Annotated in this window: 14 protein-coding genes; 3 read left to right on the top strand and 11 right to left on the bottom strand. The window is 72.4% G+C overall.

What is annotated here, in order from left to right:
- Positions 1–11 precede the first annotated feature (11 nt).
- Positions 12–929, top strand: a complete 918-nt coding sequence (locus ACSMTC_RS19985) for an ABC transporter ATP-binding protein (RefSeq protein ID WP_436561070.1) — start codon at positions 12–14, stop codon at positions 927–929.
- A gap of 31 nt (positions 930–960) precedes the next feature.
- Positions 961–1,677 carry an ABC transporter permease gene (locus tag ACSMTC_RS19990; protein ID WP_436561071.1) on the top strand — a complete coding sequence of 239 codons (717 nt, stop codon included), beginning with the start codon at positions 961–963 and terminating at the stop codon, positions 1,675–1,677.
- 263 nt (positions 1,678–1,940) lie between these two features.
- Here the strand turns inward: ACSMTC_RS19990 and ACSMTC_RS19995 are convergent, their stop codons facing one another.
- From ACSMTC_RS19995 to ACSMTC_RS20005, 3 genes are all read right to left on the bottom strand, one after another.
- Positions 1,941–2,381 (bottom strand): SRPBCC family protein, encoded by a 441-nt coding sequence (locus ACSMTC_RS19995; RefSeq protein ID WP_436561072.1) that lies wholly within the window; start codon positions 2,379–2,381, stop codon positions 1,941–1,943.
- Positions 2,382–2,506: 125 nt separating this feature from the next.
- Positions 2,507–3,763 (bottom strand): CynX/NimT family MFS transporter, encoded by a 1,257-nt coding sequence (locus ACSMTC_RS20000; RefSeq protein ID WP_436561073.1) that lies wholly within the window; start codon positions 3,761–3,763, stop codon positions 2,507–2,509.
- Between the two features lie 125 nt (positions 3,764–3,888).
- Positions 3,889–4,623: a FadR/GntR family transcriptional regulator gene (locus ACSMTC_RS20005; protein WP_436561074.1), complete on the bottom strand. Its 735-nt coding sequence runs from the start codon at positions 4,621–4,623 to the stop codon at positions 3,889–3,891.
- 486 nt (positions 4,624–5,109) lie between these two features.
- Between ACSMTC_RS20005 and ACSMTC_RS20010 the strand changes: the two genes are divergently transcribed.
- On the top strand, positions 5,110–6,879 hold the full coding sequence (locus ACSMTC_RS20010; RefSeq protein ID WP_436561075.1) for an LCP family protein: 1,770 nt from the start codon (positions 5,110–5,112) through the stop codon (positions 6,877–6,879).
- A 91-nt stretch (positions 6,880–6,970) separates the two neighbouring features.
- Here the strand turns inward: ACSMTC_RS20010 and ACSMTC_RS20015 are convergent, their stop codons facing one another.
- The 8 genes from ACSMTC_RS20015 to ACSMTC_RS20050 all read right to left on the bottom strand — a co-directional run bounded on the left by ACSMTC_RS20015 (position 6,971) and on the right by ACSMTC_RS20050 (position 16,545).
- The gene (locus ACSMTC_RS20015) at positions 6,971–7,819 is read right to left on the bottom strand and encodes an HAD family hydrolase (RefSeq protein WP_436561076.1); all 849 of its coding nucleotides are present in this window, start codon (positions 7,817–7,819) and stop codon (positions 6,971–6,973) included.
- A gap of 126 nt (positions 7,820–7,945) precedes the next feature.
- Positions 7,946–9,223, bottom strand: coding sequence for a serine--tRNA ligase (serS, locus tag ACSMTC_RS20020; RefSeq protein ID WP_436561077.1), 1,278 nt, complete (start codon positions 9,221–9,223; stop codon positions 7,946–7,948).
- 766 nt (positions 9,224–9,989) lie between these two features.
- The gene (gene pheA, locus ACSMTC_RS20025; RefSeq protein ID WP_436561078.1) at positions 9,990–10,925 is read right to left on the bottom strand and encodes a prephenate dehydratase; all 936 of its coding nucleotides are present in this window, start codon (positions 10,923–10,925) and stop codon (positions 9,990–9,992) included.
- A gap of 235 nt (positions 10,926–11,160) precedes the next feature.
- Positions 11,161–12,432 (bottom strand): iron uptake transporter deferrochelatase/peroxidase subunit, encoded by a 1,272-nt coding sequence (gene efeB, locus ACSMTC_RS20030; protein ID WP_436561079.1) that lies wholly within the window; start codon positions 12,430–12,432, stop codon positions 11,161–11,163.
- A 5-nt stretch (positions 12,433–12,437) separates the two neighbouring features.
- Positions 12,438–14,480, bottom strand: coding sequence for a copper resistance CopC/CopD family protein (locus tag ACSMTC_RS20035; protein ID WP_436561080.1), 2,043 nt, complete (start codon positions 14,478–14,480; stop codon positions 12,438–12,440).
- Positions 14,481–14,487: 7 nt separating this feature from the next.
- On the bottom strand, positions 14,488–14,973 hold the full coding sequence (locus tag ACSMTC_RS20040; protein ID WP_436561081.1) for a copper chaperone PCu(A)C: 486 nt from the start codon (positions 14,971–14,973) through the stop codon (positions 14,488–14,490).
- Between the two features lie 31 nt (positions 14,974–15,004).
- Entirely contained in the window at positions 15,005–15,706 is a 702-nt protein-coding gene (locus ACSMTC_RS20045; protein WP_436561082.1) for an SCO family protein, read from the bottom strand.
- An 80-nt stretch (positions 15,707–15,786) separates the two neighbouring features.
- On the bottom strand, positions 15,787–16,545 hold the full coding sequence (locus ACSMTC_RS20050) for a YcnI family copper-binding membrane protein (protein WP_436564742.1): 759 nt from the start codon (positions 16,543–16,545) through the stop codon (positions 15,787–15,789).
- Between the last annotated feature and the right edge of the window lie 115 nt (positions 16,546–16,660).

The following is a 16,660-nucleotide window of genomic DNA, read 5'->3' on the forward strand; positions in this document are numbered from 1 at the left end:
AGGGCGCCGGCATGGCTGTCATCACCATCGACAAGGTCTCCCGCTGGTTCGGCAACGTCGTCGCGGTCAACGACGTGTCCATGAGCATCGGACCGGGTGTCACCGGCCTGCTCGGGCCGAACGGTGCGGGCAAGTCCACCCTCATCCACATGATGAGCGGCTTCCTCGCCCCCTCCGCCGGGGCCGTCACCCTGGACGGCGAGCCGATCTGGCGGAACCAGCAGGTGTACCGGAAGATCGGCCTGGTCCCCGAGCGCGAGTCGATGTACGACTACCTGACCGGATGGGAGTTCGTGCTCGCCAACGCCGAACTGCACGGCCTGCCCGACCCGGGCGCCGCGGCCCGCCGGGCACTCGCCCTGGTCGAGATGGAGTACGCCCAGGAGCGCCGTACCGGCACCTACTCCAAGGGCATGAAGCAGCGCGTCAAGATGGCCTCCGCCCTGGTGCACGATCCGACGGTGCTGCTGCTCGACGAGCCGTTCAACGGCATGGACCCGCGCCAGCGCCTGCACCTGATGGAGCTGCTGCGCCGCTTCGGCGCGGACGGCCGGACCGTGCTGTTCTCCTCGCACATCCTGGAGGAGGTCGAGCAACTCGCCCGCCACATCGAGGTGGTGGTGGCCGGACGGCACGCCGCCTCCGGTGACTTCCGCAGGATCCGGCGGCTGATGACCGACCGGCCGCACCGCTACCTGGTCCGCTCCAGCGACGACCGGCGACTGGCCGCCGCGCTGATCGCCGACGGCTCCACGGCCGGGATCGAACTCGACTGGCAGGAGCGCGCGCTGCGCATCCAGGCGATCAACTTCCAGGGCTTCACCACCCTGCTGCCCAAGGTCGCCAAGGAGGCCGGCATCCGGCTCTACACCGTCTCCCCGGCCGACGAGTCGCTGGAGAGCGTCTTCTCCTACCTCGTCGCGTCCTGACCCCGCGTTCCACTGGAAGGGCTGGAACCCCATGAACCGGACCGTAGCCAGGCTGACCGTACGCGGACTGCTCGGCCGCCGCCGCGGCGTCCTGCTGCTGGTCGTCCCGGCACTGCTGCTGATGATCTCCGTGATCGCACGGAGCTCGGGAGCCGACAGGCACGACCTGGCCGTCAGCATCCTCGGCACGCTCTCGCTCGGCACCCTGGTGCCCATCCTGGGCCTGGTGGTCGGGACGGGTGTGATCGCCACCGAGATCGACGACGGCTCGATCGTCTACCTGCTGGCCAAACCGCTGCCCCGCTGGAAGATCATCACCACCAAGCTGGCCGTGGCCACCGTCACCACCTGGCTGTTCGCCGCCGTCCCAACCCTGCTGGCGGGCCTGATCATCTACGGCACCAAGGACAACCTGGCCGTCGCCTTCACCCTGGGCACGCTGGTCTCCGGCGCCGCCTACAGCGCGGTCTTCCTGCTGCTCGGCGTGGTCACCCGGCACGCGGTGATCGCGGGCCTGGCGTACGCGCTGGTCTGGGAGAGCCTGGTCGGCAACTTCATCGACGGCGCCAGGACCCTCAGCATCCAGCAGTGGGGACTCTCGGTGGCCAAGGCCTTCGCCGCCGACGGTGCGCTGACCGCCCCGGTCGGCCTCGCCGTGGCCGTCCCCCTGCTGATCGTGATCACGGTCGCGGCCACCGCCTTCGCCTCCGTGCGACTGGCGGGCCTGACCCTCGCCGGCGAGGAGTGAGACCGACCGGCGATAGGGCCCGCGGTGTCGCGTGCCGATAGCTCTCTCCCTCCTTGCCCGCCATCGGGCAGGAGGGGCCCTTGAACGCACATCCCTCGTCGCGCGCAGCGCCGCTGCGCTCTCCTCACGCTGCACGCCCAGACTCGGCTCTCGACCCTCCCCCAGCCTTCGGCCGGGGGGACCCCCTTCTTCACCCACGCTCCCTATCGCCGGGCGGTCTAGACCGCCCGGCGCGGCCCCCTCCTCTGCCGGGTGGCGGGGCGTCAGCGCCGGGCGAGGTGCTCCCCGAGCCGGTCGAGGCTGGAGTTGAGGCCCGCGAGGGCCTCCGGGGTGCGGTACATCGGCGGGACGCCGGTCTGGTGGACCACGACCTCCGTCCGGTCCCCGCCGAGGTCGACCAGCCGGATGCTGCCCACCAGCGGCGATCCCTCCTCGGCGAAGGTGAGCAGCTCGGGCTCCTTGACCTCCAGGAAGGCGGCCTTCAGCGGGTACCGGTCGCCGGTCGCGTCGATGACCATGGTGCTGTCGAACCGCCCGCCCGCCCACGGCTCGAGGGTGACGGTGTCCAGCGGCACGCTCGTGCCGGCCGGCCCCCAGAAGCGGACGAACTGCTCCGGCTCGGTGTAGGCCGCGAACACCACCTCGCGGGAGGCGGCGAACTCACGGGTGATGGTGACCTCGCCGAGCTCGTTCGCGTCAGTCATGTCGTTCTCCCAGTCTCGGTTTCGCTGTGTGCACCCTGCGGTGCGCTTTCACAGGGGTAGACCGGGGGGCGACGCGGAACTCATCGCTCCGCTGAGAACTTTTTTCGAAAGTTTCCGACCAGCGCTCAGAGCGTGCGGTTGCGCCCCGCGCCCCAGCCCGCCACGGCGACGACCAGGGCGAAGACCAGCAGCAGGATCAGCGGCAGGTCCCAGCTACCGGTCGCCTGGTGCAGGGCACCCGCGCCGACCGGCCCGGCCGCGGCGACCAGGTAGCCGATCGCCTGGCTCATCCCGCCCAGCTGGGCGGCGCCCGCCGCGGTGCCGGTCCGCAGCACGATGAAGGCCAGCCCCAGCCCGAGCGAACCGCCCTGGGCGACACCGAGCACCGCGGCCGAGACCCACGCACCGGAGACCGGGGCGACGAGCAGACCGGCGACGCCCAGCCCGTTGAGCACGGCCATCGAGACCGCCAGCGCGCGCTGGCTGGTCATCCGGCCGGCCGCCAGCGGGACCAGGAAGGCGCCTCCGACCTGCACCAGGTTGCTGAAGGCGAAGACCAGACCGGCCTCGCCGCGGTCCATGCCGTGGTCGGCCAGGATGGTCGGCATCCACGCGACCAGGGTGTAGACCATCAGCGAGGAGATGCCCATGAACAGGCTGATCTGCCAGGCCAGCGGCGAACGCCAGATCCCCTCGATCGGCTTGCTCGCCACGCCGGCCGCCGCCGACCGCGCACCGGCGGGCGCGGCGCCCACCGCCCGCTCCTGACGGGAGCGCAGCACCTGGGGCAGCCAGGCGACCGCCGCGATCAGCGCGAGCACCGACCAGGCACCGAGCGAGCCCTCCCAGCCGCCGCCGAGCGCCTTCTCCAGCGGCACCGAGGAACCGGCCGCCAGGGTGGCGCCGATCAGCATGGTGGTCGAGTAGACGCCGGTCATGGTCGCGGCCTTGTCCGGGAACTCGCGCTTCACCAGGCCGGGCATCGAGACGTTCAGCACGGCGATCGCGACACCGATCACCACGCAGCCCGCGTACAGCGCCGCCACCGAGGGCAGCACCCGCAGCAGCACCCCGGCACCCAGCACCAGTACCGCGCCGAGCACCACCCGCTCCGCGCCGAAGCGCCGGGTGAGCCGGGGCGTGAGCGGCGCGCCGACACCCTGGAACAGCACCGGGACGGTGGTGATCAGCCCGCTCGCGGTGGAGGACAGCCCGAAGGCCCGCTGGATCTCGCCGACCATCGGTGAGACGGCGGCCAGACAGGCGCGCATGTTGAGCGCGACCAGCACGATGCCGAGCAGCAGCAGCGCGGGGTGGGCGAGCTTGGTGCGGGTACTGACTACCGGGGTGGTGACCGGCTGCTGGGCACGGGTGACCGACATGGCGGGCTTTCTCTCCGGGCAGGGACCGATGAGGTCCGGGCAGGAACCGGGGTCCGGGCAGAGCGGACCCGGGGCGGGACGGGGATGAGGTACGAAAGGACGCGGCCGGCGCGTCGAGCCGGGCGCTACTTGCGCGCGGCGATGCTGGCGAGCAGCTGCTCCACGGCGGCCGTCGGATCCGCGAGCAGCTCGCGACACGCGGCCTCGGCGAGGTCCGGGTCGCCGCTCTCGATCGCGTCCACCAGTGCCTCGTGGGTCGCGACGACCGCCTCGGGCATCTCGTGGTCGCCGAAGGCCGCCCGCATCGACTCGTGCACCGAGGCGCCGAAGTAGCGGTAGACCTCGGTGAGCGCGGGGTTGTGCGCGGCTTCGACCACGGCGGTGTGGAACTCCAGGTCGTGCTCGACCGTGGCCTCCCGGCCGGCCCGCTCCGGGTGGGAGGCGAACACCTCGGCCTCCCGGGCCAGCGCGTCGCGCATCCGGGCGATGTCCTCGGGCGTGTGCCGCAGCGCGGCGAGCCGGGCCGCCTCGGTCTCCAGTGCGGCGCGGACCTCCAGGACGTCCCGTACACCGGAGCGCTGCACACCGCGCAGCACGGCGGCCGGGTCACTGGTGGACCGGACGAAGGTCCCCTCACCCTGGCGCGACACCAGCATTCCGGCGTGCACCAGCACCCGGATCGCCTCGCGCACGGTGTTCCGCCCGACCTGAAGGCGTTCGGCCAGCTCGTGCTCGGTCGGGATCTTCCCGCCGACCGGCCAGCTGCCCGCGCTCAGCTGCTCCCGCAGCTGCTCGATCGTGGCGTCGACGAGCGAGCGCCGCCCGGCGGCCTGCAGACCGTCGTTGCTTGTAGTGGTCATGCCGGGCTCCCTCCAGGTCGGGTGGCGATCATCTCAAAACCGCTTGCCCGGTCATCCTACAAGTAGTTGTCCGGTTGTCCTACAACTGACCGCCTGGTTGTCCTACAACTCACAGTCCGGTTGTCCTACGGCGTGCTGTCCGCTTGTCGTACGGCCCGCTGTCCGCCGGTCCTGCGGCTCGCCGGCCGGTCGTGGTGACAGCCGCCCGCGGACCCCGGGGATGTCCATGTCCTCACGGCTTCCGCGCGGGCCGGCCGTGCCGGGAGGACATCCGTTATGTGAGGGATCGGACAACCCGGTGCCCGGGCGGTGACTTCATCATGTGGCCTTTATATGCTCCGCTGAAGCTCTCTGCGTATGTCTGTGCGAGAGCTGCGTGCCACCGGGGGCGGTGGTGCGGCACGTTCGGCGGGCGCCGGGCGTTGCTCCAGCACACGGCGGGTCCGCTGTGTGCTGTGTTCCTGCCGTCTGGTGAAGGGTGTGGGTATGTCAGGCCAGCGGGCGGGAGCGTCCGGGCACGACGCCGAGTGGTGGCGCGACGGCCGGGGCCCGGGCGGCGCTGCGAGCGCCTCGTACGGAGTGCCCGGGCAGCGTCGCGGGGCCGCGGCCACGGACGAGCCGAGGCCCGGGGGCCGGGCGGCGGCCCGCCGCGGCAACGGCGGCGGTGGCAGCGGTGACGGTGACGGCGACGGCGGTGGACGCGGCGGTCGGGGGTCCGGCCGGGGCGGGCCGCGCGGCAAGCAGAAGCGCAGCAAGAAGAAGGTCATCGCCTGGGTGGCGGCCTCCTCGCTGATCCTGCTGGTGGCCGGCGCCGGTGCGGTCTACCTGAAGCTCAACGGCAACATCAGCACCTTCGGCCAGGACGGTGTCAGCAAGGACCGCCCGGAGGCGGGTGCCGCCGACGCCAACGGCAACCGCCCGGTCAACGTGCTGATGATCGGCTCCGACTCGCGCGGCGGCACCAACAAGGACCTCGGCGGCGGCGGTGACGCGGGTGCGCGGTCGGACACCACGATCCTGTTGCACATATACGCCGACCACAAGCACGCCGTCGGCATATCGTTCCCGCGCGACGCCCTGGTCACCCGCCCCGCCTGCAAGCTGCCGAACGGCAAGTGGACCAAGGAGGAGAACAGCGTCATGTTCAACTCCGCGTTCGCCGTGGGCGACACCGACAAGGGCAACCCGGCCTGCACCCAGAACACCGTGGAGAAGCTGACCAACCTCCGGGTCGACCACACCATGGTGGTCGACTTCGCCGGCTTCGCCGCGATGACCAGCGCCATCGGCGGTGTCACGGTCTGTCTGCCGAACGCCATCTACGAGGGCGACCTCGACCCCAACCTCGGCCACAAGGGCAAGCAGATCTTCCCCAAGGGCGAGCAGACGGTCGAGGGCCAGCAGGCGCTGGACTACGTCCGGCTGCGGCACGGCGTCGGCGACGGCTCCGACATCGGCCGGATGAAGCGCCAGCAGGCGTTCCTCTCCGCCCTGATCAAGGACGTCAAGGGCAAGGGCATGAGCCCGACCAACCTGCTTCCGCTGGCGGACGCCGCGACCAAGTCGCTCACGGTCGACGAGGGCCTGGGCTCGGCGGACAAGCTGCTCTCCTTCGCGCTCTCGCTGAAGAACATCGACCTGCACGACATCAAGTTCATCACCGCTCCCTGGAAGTACGAGGGCGCCCGGGTCGCGCTGGTCCACCCGGACACCGAGGAGCTCTTCGCCGCGCTGAAGGCCGACCGGACGCTGGACGGCCAGGACGCGAGCGGCGGGGCGAGTGCCGCCCCCTCGGCCGACGCCTCCTCGGCCCCCGCCTCCGACAGCGGTCAGAACGCGCCCGCGCCCGCCTCGGTCGACGGCACCGGCATCAGGGTCGGCATCTACAACGGCACCACCACCCAGGGCCTGGCCACCACCGCGGAGACCAAGCTCAAGGACGCCAAGTTCATCGTCACCACGAAGACCAACGCGGCCACCCGGGACCACGCCACCACCTCGGTGCAGTACGGCCCCGGCGAGAAGGCCAAGGCGCAGACGGTCGCCTCGCTCTTCCCCGGCGCCACGCTGGAGCCGGTGTCCAAGGCGGGCATCAGCGTGGTCCTCGGCAAGGACTTCGCGGCGGCGGGCGGCGGCACCGGCGCGGGCGGAGCCTCCGGCGGGTCGGGTGCGGCCCCGGGCCCGCTGCCGACCAGCGTCAGCAACGACGCCCGCTCGGCCGACGACGACCCGTGCAGCAACGTGTCGTACGGCTGACCGGCCCACAGCGGCCGGCCGGCGGCTGAACACGACGGCGGTGGCCCGCTCCCGGATCCGGGAGCGGGCCACCGCCGTATGACGGGCGGGCTCAGCCGGCCGCCGGGAAGAGCCGTTCCAGGACGACCGCGACACCGTCCTCGTCGTTGCCGACGGTGACCTCGTCGGCGACCGCCAGCAGCTGCTCGTGGGCGCCCGCCATGGCGACCCCGTGCGCGGCCCAGGCGAACATCGGGATGTCGTTGGGCATGTCGCCGAAGGCGATGGTCTGCCGGGACTTCACCCCGAGCCGGTTGGCGGCGACCGCCAGGCCGGTGGCCTTGCTCAGGCCGACCGGCAGCAGCTCCACTATCCCCGCCCCGGCCACGGTGACGCCGACCAGGTCGCCCGCGACCTGCTGCGCGATCCGCGCCAGCGTGTCGTCGTCGTGCTCCGGGTGCTGGATGTAGAGCTTGCTGATCGGCGCGGTGAGCAGCTCGGAGCCGTCCACCCGGACGATCGGGAGGTCGGAGCCGATCTGCAGCTGGTAGCCGGGGCCGGCCAGTACGGCGCCGTCCAGGCCGTCCTGGTTGGCGGCCACCGCGAGCGGTCCGGTCTCGGCCTCGATCTTGGCCAGCGCCAGCGCCGCGAGCCGCCGGTCCAGGGTGAGCGAGGTGAGCAGCCGGTGCTCGCCCGCGTGGTAGACCTGGGCGCCCTGGCCGCAGACGGCTATCCCGGTGTAGCCGATCGCGTCGAAGACCGGGCGGGCCCAGTTGGCCGAGCGGCCGGTGACGATGATGTGCAGCGCCCCGGCGGCGACGGTGGCCGCCAGCGCGGCGCGGGTCCGCTCCGAGACGGTCTCGGCCGAGGTCAGCAGGGTGCCGTCAAGGTCGGTGGCGACCAGCCGGAAGGGCAGGTCGCCATCGGGGGAGACGTCGGGTCGGTGGCTTGCGGTGCTCATCTGCCGTGCGTCTCCCGGGAGTTGCATGAGAGTGTCCGGCGTCGCGTGCGGACCGCCGGACGGTGGTGCCGAGACCGGTGGGCGACAGGGGCCGCTTGAGCGGTGCCCCCTGCCGCCCACCGGGTGCTACTTGACGGGCTCCAGCACGGTGCGGCCGCCGAGGAACGGGCGGAGCGCCTCGGGGACGACGACCGAGCCGTCGGCCTGCTGGTGGTTCTCCAGGATCGCCACGATCACACGCGGGACGGCGACCAGGGTGCCGTTCAGCGTGGCCAGCGGGCGGACCTTGTTGCCCTCCTCGCGCAGGCGGATGGAGAGCCGGCGGGCCTGGTACTCGGTGGTGTTCGAGGTGGAGGTGACCTCGCGGTACTTGCCCTGGGTCGGGATCCAGGCCTCGATGTCGAACTTGCGCGCGGCAGAGGCGCCGAGGTCGCCGGAGGCGACGTCGATCACCCGGTACGGGAGCTCCAGGGCGGTGAGGAAGTCCTTCTCCCACTGGAGCAGGCGGCGGTGCTCGGCCTCCGCGTCCTCCGGCGTGGTGTAGACGAACATCTCCACCTTCTCGAACTGGTGGACGCGGATGATGCCGCGGGTGTCCTTGCCGTAGGTGCCCGCCTCGCGGCGGAAGCAGGACGAGTAGCCGGCGTAGCGCAGCGGCAGCTTGTCGGCGTCGATGATCTCGTCCATGTGGTACGCGGCCAGCGGGACCTCGCTGGTGCCGACCAGGTACCGGTCCTCCTCGGGGAGGTGGTAGACGTTCTCGGAGGCCTGGCCGAGGAAGCCGGTGCCGTCCATGGCGGCCGGGCGGACCAGCGCCGGGGTGATCATCGGGATGAAGCCGGCCTCGGTGGCCTGCGCCATCGCCATGTTGACCAGGGCGAGCTCCAGCAGCGCGCCGACGCCGGTCAGGTAGTAGGAACGGGCGCCGGCGACCTTGGCGCCGCGCTCGGTGTCGATCGCACCCAGGATCTGGCCCAGCTCGACGTGGTCCTTGGGCTCGAAGCCCTCGGCCGCGAAGTCGCGCGGGGTGCCGATCTCCTCGAGGGTGACGAAGTCCTCCTCGCCGCCGACCGGGGCGGCGGGGTCGATCAGGTTGGCGAGCGCGCGGAGCAGGCGGTCGGCCTCCTCCTTGGCCTCGGTCTGCTCGGCGTCGGCGGCCTTGACCGCGGCGGCCAGCTCCTTGGTGCGCTGGAGCAGCGCGGCCTTCTCCTCGCCCTGGGCCTTGGCGACCTGCTTGCCGAGCACCTTCTGCTCGTTGCGCAGCTCGTCGAAGCGACTGCCCGAGGCCCGGCGCCGCTCGTCGGCGGAGAGGAGGGCGTCGACCAGGTCGACGTCCTCGCCACGGGCGCGCTGCGAGGCGCGCACTCGGTCAGGGTCCTCACGAAGCAGGCGAAGGTCAATCACGGGGCCAGCCTACCGGGGAGCGGAGCGCTCACAGGAACCGGTTTTGGCGCGTCGCGTCGGGCCCGGGCGCCGGACGGGCCATGGCCGCGCCGGCCCGCCGGTGGTGCCGCCGGTGGTGTCGCCGCCCGCCCGGTCGTCCGGGATCCCGTCCTCCTCCCGGCGGCGGCCGGTGCCGGGCCCCTCTGGCACGCCGGATGACGGTGGATCAGGCCTGGGGATAACTCCCGCCATCCTGTGGATAACTACTGTGGACGAAGGGCTGGGGACCGGTTTTTGCGGCACTGTCCACAGGCTCTCCGCGAGGCCTGTGGATGGGCGGAAGGTGACGAAGTACGGGGTAGCCGACCAGGGAAATGAGGTTTGAAACCCCGATTTACCTTCCCGCGTGAGGTAATTTGCTCACCCGGGCTGGTGATTTGATGGAGCTAGGGTGACTCTGGTCCGATTGGTCGCTCCTGACCGCCTAGCTGATGATCTAGGTGGCCGTGTAGATGGATATGCCGGTTTGTCGATTCGTCCCCAGCCCTGTGGATAACTGTGGATAACTCGACGCCGCCCCGGTCTGTGGATGAACGGTCAAGCCTGTGGATGAGCCCGGTCTGCCGGCATCCCGGGGTCGAGGCCGTGCGACCGCATGGGTGAACCGTCCATCCGTCGAAAAAGGGCGGAATTGGACTGAAATGCACCGAATCGTTCCGTGCTGTTCATGAAAACGATCGCTGGGGAGCGAGGTGCACGGTGCCGCCGGGCGGATCGCCCGGACGGATCAGAGTTCGCCGCGTCCGTCGAGGCAGCGCGAGAGCCAGTCGGCGGCCGCGCTGAAATCCGTGTCCGCGGTACCGGGGCGCTGCGGCGTCGGGGTCCCGTGGTCGGCGCGGGGGTACGAGCCCAGGAACCGCACCTGCGGGCAGATCCGCTTCAGACCCATCAGCGCCTCGCTCACCCGCCGCTCGCTCAGGTGGCCCTCGCAGTCGATCAGGAAGCAGTAGTTCCCCAGCCCCTCGCCGGTCGGCCGGGACTCGATGCGCATCAGGTTCACCCCGCGCACCGCGAACTCCTGCAGCAGCTCCAGCAGCGCACCCGGGTGGTCGTCCGGCAGCCAGACCACCATCGAGGTCTTGTCCGCGCCGGTCGGCGAGGAGACCCGCCCGGGCCGGCCGACCAGGACGAAACGGGTGGTCGCGTTCTCCGCGTCATGGATGTCGTCGACCAGGACGTCCAGGCCGTAGATCGGGGCGGCGAACGCACCCGCGAAGGCGCCGTCGTGCCGTCCCTCCTGCACCAGCCTGGCGCCGTCCGCGTTGGAGGCCGCCGACTCCCAGCGGGTGTCCGGCAGGTTGGCGGCGAGCCAGCGGCGGACCTGCGGCTGGGCGACCGGGTGGCTGGTGACGGTCTTGATGTCCGCCAGCGTGGTGCCGGGGCGGACCAGCAGCGCGAAGGCGATCGGCAGCAGCACCTCGCGGTAGATCATCAGCGGCGCGCCGGTGGCCAGCTCGTCGCTGGTCGCCGTCACCGCGCCCTCGACCGAGTTCTCCACCGGGACGAAGGCGCCGGCGGCCTCCCCGACCCGCACGGCGTCCAGCACCGCCGGCACCGAGGCGAGCGGCACCAGCTCACGGGTGCCCGCTTCGGGCAGGGTGCGCAGGGCGGCCTCGGTGAAGGTGCCCGCGGGCCCGAGATAGGTGTAGCGGGTGGCCGACATGCCGCCTCCGTGCGAAAGGGGTGGTACGTGATCGTGCTCGACGTGCCACCTTAGCCACTTGGGACCGCTGACGGCGATGCCTTCCACCCCGTGAACAGCCGCCCCGTGACAGGAGGCGGGCCCTCGGGCCGGGTGGGTGGCCGCTCGGGAGAAGGGCTCATGCGCTCGGACGCGCCGCAGGGCGGGCGGGCAGGCCCTCGCGCCCCGGGCCCACCCGGCCCACGCCCCCGAAAGCTCACCCCTCCAGCAGGGCCTGGCCCACGTAGCCGCCCTCCGGGGCGCCCGGCGGGACGGCGTACAGTCCGCTGGCCTCGTGCCGCAGGAAGCGGGAGAGGCTGTCCCCCCGGGCGAGCCGGCGCTGGACGGGGACGAAGCCGCGTGCCGGGTCGGCCTGGAAGGCGACGAACAGCAGCCCGGCGTCCAGCGAGCCGTCCGGGAGCAGTCCGTCATGGTAGGAGAACCCCCGGCGGAGCATGGCCGCCCCGCCGTTGGAGGCGGGTGCGGCGACCCGGACGTGGGCGTCGACGGGTATCGCCAGCAGCCCGTCGTCGTTCTGCTTCGCCAGGTCGACGGGGGTCGACTCGGTGCCGCCCGAGAGCGGTGCGCCGTCCGACTTGCGGCGGCCGATGACCCGTTCCTGGCGGTCCGTCGGCAGGTTCTCCCAGTTGTCCAGGAGCATCCGGATCCGCCGGAAGACCACGTACGAGCCGCCGGCCAGCCATCCGGGACCGTCGGCGAAGACCTTGGCGGCGAAGTCGGGGTCGGCGGGTTTGGGATTGTTGGTGCCGTCCACCTGGCCCATCAGGTTGCGCGGGGTCATCGGGCGGTCGGTGGCACCCGGAGTGCGGCTGAAGCCGGACATCTGCCAGCGGAGCGCGGCCAGCCCGGCGGCCTGCTGCTGGAGGACCCGCAGGGCGTGGAAGGCGACCAGTGCGTCGTCGGCGCCGATCTGCACCCAGAGGTCGCCGTCGCTGCGGGCGCGGTCGATGGCGTCCTCGGGGAAGTCCGGCAGCGGGTCGAGCTGGGGCGGGCGCTGGGCGGTCAGTCCGGCCTTGTCGAAGAGCGAGGCGCCGAAGCCGAAGGTGACGGTCACGGCGCAGGGGCCCGCGTCCAGCGCGATCTGGTTCTCGTGCGTCCCGGCCGGCTCCCCGCGCGCCAGCAGCGCGGCGGTCTGGGACCAGCCCTTCATCAGCTTGACCAGCCCGTCCCGCCCCGCGCCGGGAGCCAGGTCGAACGCGGCCAGCTGGGCACGGGCCTGCGCGGGCTGGACGATCCCGGCCTGGTGCGCCCCGTGGAAGGGGACGGACGCCCGGCCGAGTGCGGCGGCGCCCTCGGTCCGGCTGCCGCCGCGCTGTGCGGCGAGGGCCCGGCCGCCGAGTGCTCCCGCGCCGGCGCCGACCGCGAGTCCGGCCCCCGCACTGCCCAGCAGGGCCCGGCGGGAGAAGCCCGCGGCCGCGGGTGCCTCCGTCTCCGGTGTCCTTGATATCTCCGCGATCTGCTCGGTCATCACGTTCACCCGATCTTGAGCGACTTGACCTCGGTCGACTGGTCGATGTCCGAGGAGCGAACCGTCACCGAGACCACCCAGTCGCCGGTGAGCGGGAGTTGGGCCGTACCGGTCCAGCGGCCGGGCCCGTCGGAGTTGAGGGACGCGGGCAGCGGCCCGAGGTCCCGGTCGGGCAGGGTGAAGGCCAGCTGCAGCTCGGGCACCTCGGCGGGCTTGCCCGAGGAGTCGTCCAGGCTGAGCTTCACCGTGTTGGAACCGGTCGCGGCGGGGCTGAGCACCACCGTGGCGGTGCCCTTGGCGTTCGGGGTCCTGCCACCGGTGTCGTACGGGATCCTGAGTTCGACCGTCTTCGCGGCGGCGGCACCCGGCGCACCGCTGCTCGCGGGCGCCGCCGCGCCGGTGCCGGCCGTGGCCTGGGCGACCCGTCCGGGCGGGGAGTTGGTCAGCAGGGTGGTGACCACCAGGACGACCACCGCGACGGCGCTCTCGGTCAGCACCGAGCGGCGCAGCCCCGCGCGGGCCGGCGGTCCGTCCTGGGCCCGCTGCGCGCTGGCCGTCCGCCGGGCCGCTCGCTGCCGGGCCAGCTGGGCCTGCCGCACGGGGTCGGCGGCCTCGTCCCCGGCCGCAGCCGCAGCATCGTTCCCGGCCGCAGCCTCGGCCGGGGTACCGCCCGCGGCCGTGGCATCGGTGCTCGCACCCGAGGTGACGGCAGCCGCCACCACGCCGGTGCCTTCGTCCTCGGCCGCCGTGCGCAGCCGGGCGACCCAGGAGCGGGAGATCCAGGCGACGCCGACCATCGCGGCCACGCAGCCGATCTTCACCAGCAGCAGCCGCCCGTACTCGGTGTCGAGCAGCGCGCCCCAGGAACCGACGCCGCGCCAGGACTGGTAGACGCCGGTGGCGGTGAGGACCGAGACGGCGCCGAGGGCGAGCTTGGAGAAGCGTTCGACCGCGGCGACCGGGAGCCCGCCGCGCAGTCCGGCGACCAGGGCGGCCAGCCCGCCCAGCCAGAGCGCCATGGCCAGCAGGTGCACGATCCCGAGCGGCAGCGCCAGCCAGACCTGGATGCCGACCGACGCGTGGTCGGCTCCGGCCCAGGTGGCGGCGAGCGCCGTGGCGAGGATCAGCCCGGCGATCCCGAGGCCGAGCCGGGCGTCCCGCTGCGGGCGTTCGGCGGCCAGGCGCTCCAGGCGGCGCAGCTCGTCCTCCTCCGGGTCGCCGCTCGTGGCGGCGGCACCGTCGGGCTTGCCGGACTGCTCCTCGTCGGGCTGCCCCAGCTGCCCCACCAGCACGGAGAGGAACACCCCGCCCGCGGCGAGCAGCAGCAGCCGTGCGGAGAGCGCGGTGCCGATCCGCTCCTCCAGCGTGCTGCGCACCAGCGAGAGGTCGAAGGCCACGCCGATGCCGCTGCCGCGCTCGTAGGGGGCGCGCAGCAGCAGGACCGCCACGGTGGCGGCCAGCAGTCCGATCCAGCCGGTCATCAGCATCCGCTGCACCGAGCGCACCGCCGCGCCCCTGGGCCAGCAGATCAGTACGAAGGCGGACACCCCGGCGAGCAGCGCGAAGGCGGCGTAGGCGACGATCCGGGCGAGCCCGTAGACGGCGGCGACCGTGCCGTCGGCCTTGGCGCCCTGGAGCTGACCGGTGGAGACCGTGGTGGCGGAGGGGGCGCCGACGGAGAAGGTGAACGCACCGCCGACCGGGTGTGAGTCCTCCGAGACGGCTCGCCAGGCGACGGTGTAAGTGCCGTTCGCCAGGCCGCTGTTGAGCGAGACCCGGGCGGTGTCGTTCTTCCCGTCCAGGTGACTCGGGTTGCCGGTGTCGACCTGCTGCCCGGTCGGGCTGAGCACCCGGACCGAGTCGGCGGAGAGCGAGACGCCCTCGCTGAAGGTCAGCGTCACCGAGGCGGGGGCCTGCGGGACGACCGAGTTCTGGGCGGGGTCGGTGCTGATCAGCGCGGCGTGGGCGGCGGCGGGCACGGCCGTGCCGAGCAGCAGCACCAGTGCGGCACCGAGGGCCGCCACCAGGGCGCCGAGTCTCTTCAGCATGTCGCGGTCAGCTTCCCGGTCGGTAGGTGAGGGGTTTGACCGGCACCTGGACGGAGATCTTGTCGCCCTTGGCGAAGGTCAGGTCGAGTTCGAGCTTGTCGCCGACGGCCGGGGTCTTCTGCCAGCCCATGATCATGAGGTGGTTTCCGCCCCGGTCCAGCGCGAGTGTGCCGTGGGCGGGCACGTCGAGGGCGTCGACCTCCTGCATGGTGCTGTCGGTGGAGCGGTGCATGGTCACCGACTCGGCACCCGGGCTGGACACCTTGACCAGCTGGTCGTCGGCCGAGCCGGTGTTCTTCACGGTCAGGTAGCCGGCCGCCATGCCGCCGGGGGTGGCCGGGAGCGGGATGTAGGAGTCGGCGACGCTCAGCTCGGGCCTGCGGTCGCCCGCGCTGCCGCCGCCGCTGCCGCAGGCGACGAGTATGGTCCCGGCGGTCAGGGCGGTGGCCACTCCGGCGCCGATCAGCGCGGTGCGGCGGAACTGCCTGCTCATGCGCGCTCCTCGGCTCGCTCGGTCGGGGTGGTCACGCGGGCACCCCCTTGGCCAGCAGCGGCAGGTCGTGCTTGTAGGTGTCGATCGAGCTGTTGCTGAGGTAGAGCAGGTGGGCCCGGTTGTCGGACGGCAGGAAGGCGAGCACCTGGGCGCCGTGGCTGGAGGTGACGCTGCCGTCCTTGTTGACGATCGGGTCCTCGACCATGACGCCGAGGGTCTTGGCGGCGGCCTTGACCTTGTTCAGGTCGCCGGTGAGTCCGATGAAGTCCTTGCCCATCGAGTCCAGCCAGGTGCGCAGCACCTTGGGGGTGTCGCGCTCGGGGTCGGTGGAGACGAAGACCACGTCGATCTTCTTCCGCTCCTCGGCGGGCAGCGAGGCCATCGCGACGCCGATGTCGCCCATGGTGGTCGGGCAGACGTCGGGGCAGCTGGTGTAGCCGAAGAAGAGCAGGGTGGTGTGTCCGTCGGTCTGCTTGCGCAGGTCGAAGGGCTGGCCGGAGGTGTCGTCGAGCACCAGGTCGGGCTTCTCGAACTGCTTGGTCAGCACGGTGCCCTGGTACGGGGAGTTGCTGGCCTCCTTGACGACCTTGGCGGCGCCGTCGGAGCTGGAGCCGTTGGAGCCGCAGGCGCTCAGGGCGAGGGTGGCGGCCAGGCCGAGGGCGGCGGCGCCGAAGGCCCGGCGGCCGACGCGGCGGGCGCCGGTGGAGGTGGTCGCGGTGGTGGGACGTGGCATGGCGGTGGGTCCGATCGTCTGCGTGGTGCGCCGGGCGGCGGGCCGTGCCTCGGTGGGCACGGCCCGCCGCCCGGCCGGTCTCAGGAGGCGGAGCCGGTGTTCTTGCGGCGCAGGCCCGCGACGCCGAGGCCGGCGCCGATCACGCCGACGACGATGCCGGCCACGCCGAGCGTACGGGCGGTGGAGTCGGAGGACTTGGCTGCGGCCTGCTTGTCGGTGCTGTCGTCGTGCGAGGCGTCCGCGGCGGCCGAGGGGGCGGCCGAGGCGCCGCCGTGGTGGTCCCCGGCAGCGGCGGCGGCCTTGGTGAGGGTCAGCACGGGGGCCGGGTGGGCCGGCTCGGGCTGGCCGTCCTTGGCCTCGTCGATCCAGCGGACGATGTCGCCGTTGTCGTAGGTCTGGAGCGCCTTGAAGGTCAGCTTGTCGGTGTCGGTCGGCAGGGCGCCGAGCGAGACCTTGAACTCCTGGAACTGGCCGGGCGCGATCTTCGCACTGTCGTCGGCGGTCCAGGTGATCTTGGAGACGGCCTCGGTGATGTCCTGGCCGTGCGACTGCAGCGGCTTGTCGAGCTTGGACTTCTCCAGGGTGGCGGTCCAGCCCGGCAGCGGCAGGATGCGGACCGAGGCCATCGGGTGGTCCATCGGCAGGTTGACCTCCAGCTTCACGGTGGAGGCGGTGTCGCTCTCGTCCGGCACCCGGAACGCGACGGCGGTGTAGTCGCCCTGCTGGGCGGTGCCCGGCTGCACGGTGACGTGCGCGAAGGCGGGAACGGCGAAGGCGACCACGGCGGTGGCGGCGGCAGCGGAGACGGCGGCGATCCGGCGGGCGGAGGTGATGCGCATCGGGATGTTCTCCAACGGCGAGGGGGCACGCGCGCGGGCCTGGGTGGCGGCGCACATGCGCGGGGGCTGGGGGGACGACGCCGTGACGACCTGGTGGCGTACGGCCGCGCCGCTG

The sequence above is a fragment of the Kitasatospora sp. HPM-01-4 genome (assembly GCF_051374625.1).
Classification (GTDB): Bacteria; Actinomycetota; Actinomycetes; order Streptomycetales; family Streptomycetaceae; genus Kitasatospora.

Bases quoted from the DNA above. Each gene is read 5' to 3' on its own strand.
- ACSMTC_RS19985 (WP_436561070.1), top strand. From the start codon at position 12: ATGGCTGTCATCACCATCGACAAGGTCTCCCGCTGGTTCGGCAACGTC.
- ACSMTC_RS19990 (WP_436561071.1), top strand. From the start codon at position 961: ATGAACCGGACCGTAGCCAGGCTGACCGTACGCGGACTGCTCGGCCGC.
- ACSMTC_RS19995 (WP_436561072.1), bottom strand. From the start codon at position 2,381: ATGACTGACGCGAACGAGCTCGGCGAGGTCACCATCACCCGTGAGTTC.
- ACSMTC_RS20000 (WP_436561073.1), bottom strand. From the start codon at position 3,763: ATGTCGGTCACCCGTGCCCAGCAGCCGGTCACCACCCCGGTAGTCAGT.
- ACSMTC_RS20005 (WP_436561074.1), bottom strand. From the start codon at position 4,623: ATGACCACTACAAGCAACGACGGTCTGCAGGCCGCCGGGCGGCGCTCG.
- ACSMTC_RS20010 (WP_436561075.1), top strand. From the start codon at position 5,110: ATGTCAGGCCAGCGGGCGGGAGCGTCCGGGCACGACGCCGAGTGGTGG.
- ACSMTC_RS20015 (WP_436561076.1), bottom strand. From the start codon at position 7,819: ATGAGCACCGCAAGCCACCGACCCGACGTCTCCCCCGATGGCGACCTG.
- pheA (WP_436561078.1), bottom strand. From the start codon at position 10,925: ATGTCGGCCACCCGCTACACCTATCTCGGGCCCGCGGGCACCTTCACC.
- efeB (WP_436561079.1), bottom strand. From the start codon at position 12,432: ATGACCGAGCAGATCGCGGAGATATCAAGGACACCGGAGACGGAGGCA.
- ACSMTC_RS20035 (WP_436561080.1), bottom strand. From the start codon at position 14,480: ATGCTGAAGAGACTCGGCGCCCTGGTGGCGGCCCTCGGTGCCGCACTG.
- ACSMTC_RS20040 (WP_436561081.1), bottom strand. From the start codon at position 14,973: ATGAGCAGGCAGTTCCGCCGCACCGCGCTGATCGGCGCCGGAGTGGCC.
- ACSMTC_RS20045 (WP_436561082.1), bottom strand. From the start codon at position 15,706: ATGCCACGTCCCACCACCGCGACCACCTCCACCGGCGCCCGCCGCGTC.
- ACSMTC_RS20050 (WP_436564742.1), bottom strand. From the start codon at position 16,545: ATGCGCATCACCTCCGCCCGCCGGATCGCCGCCGTCTCCGCTGCCGCC.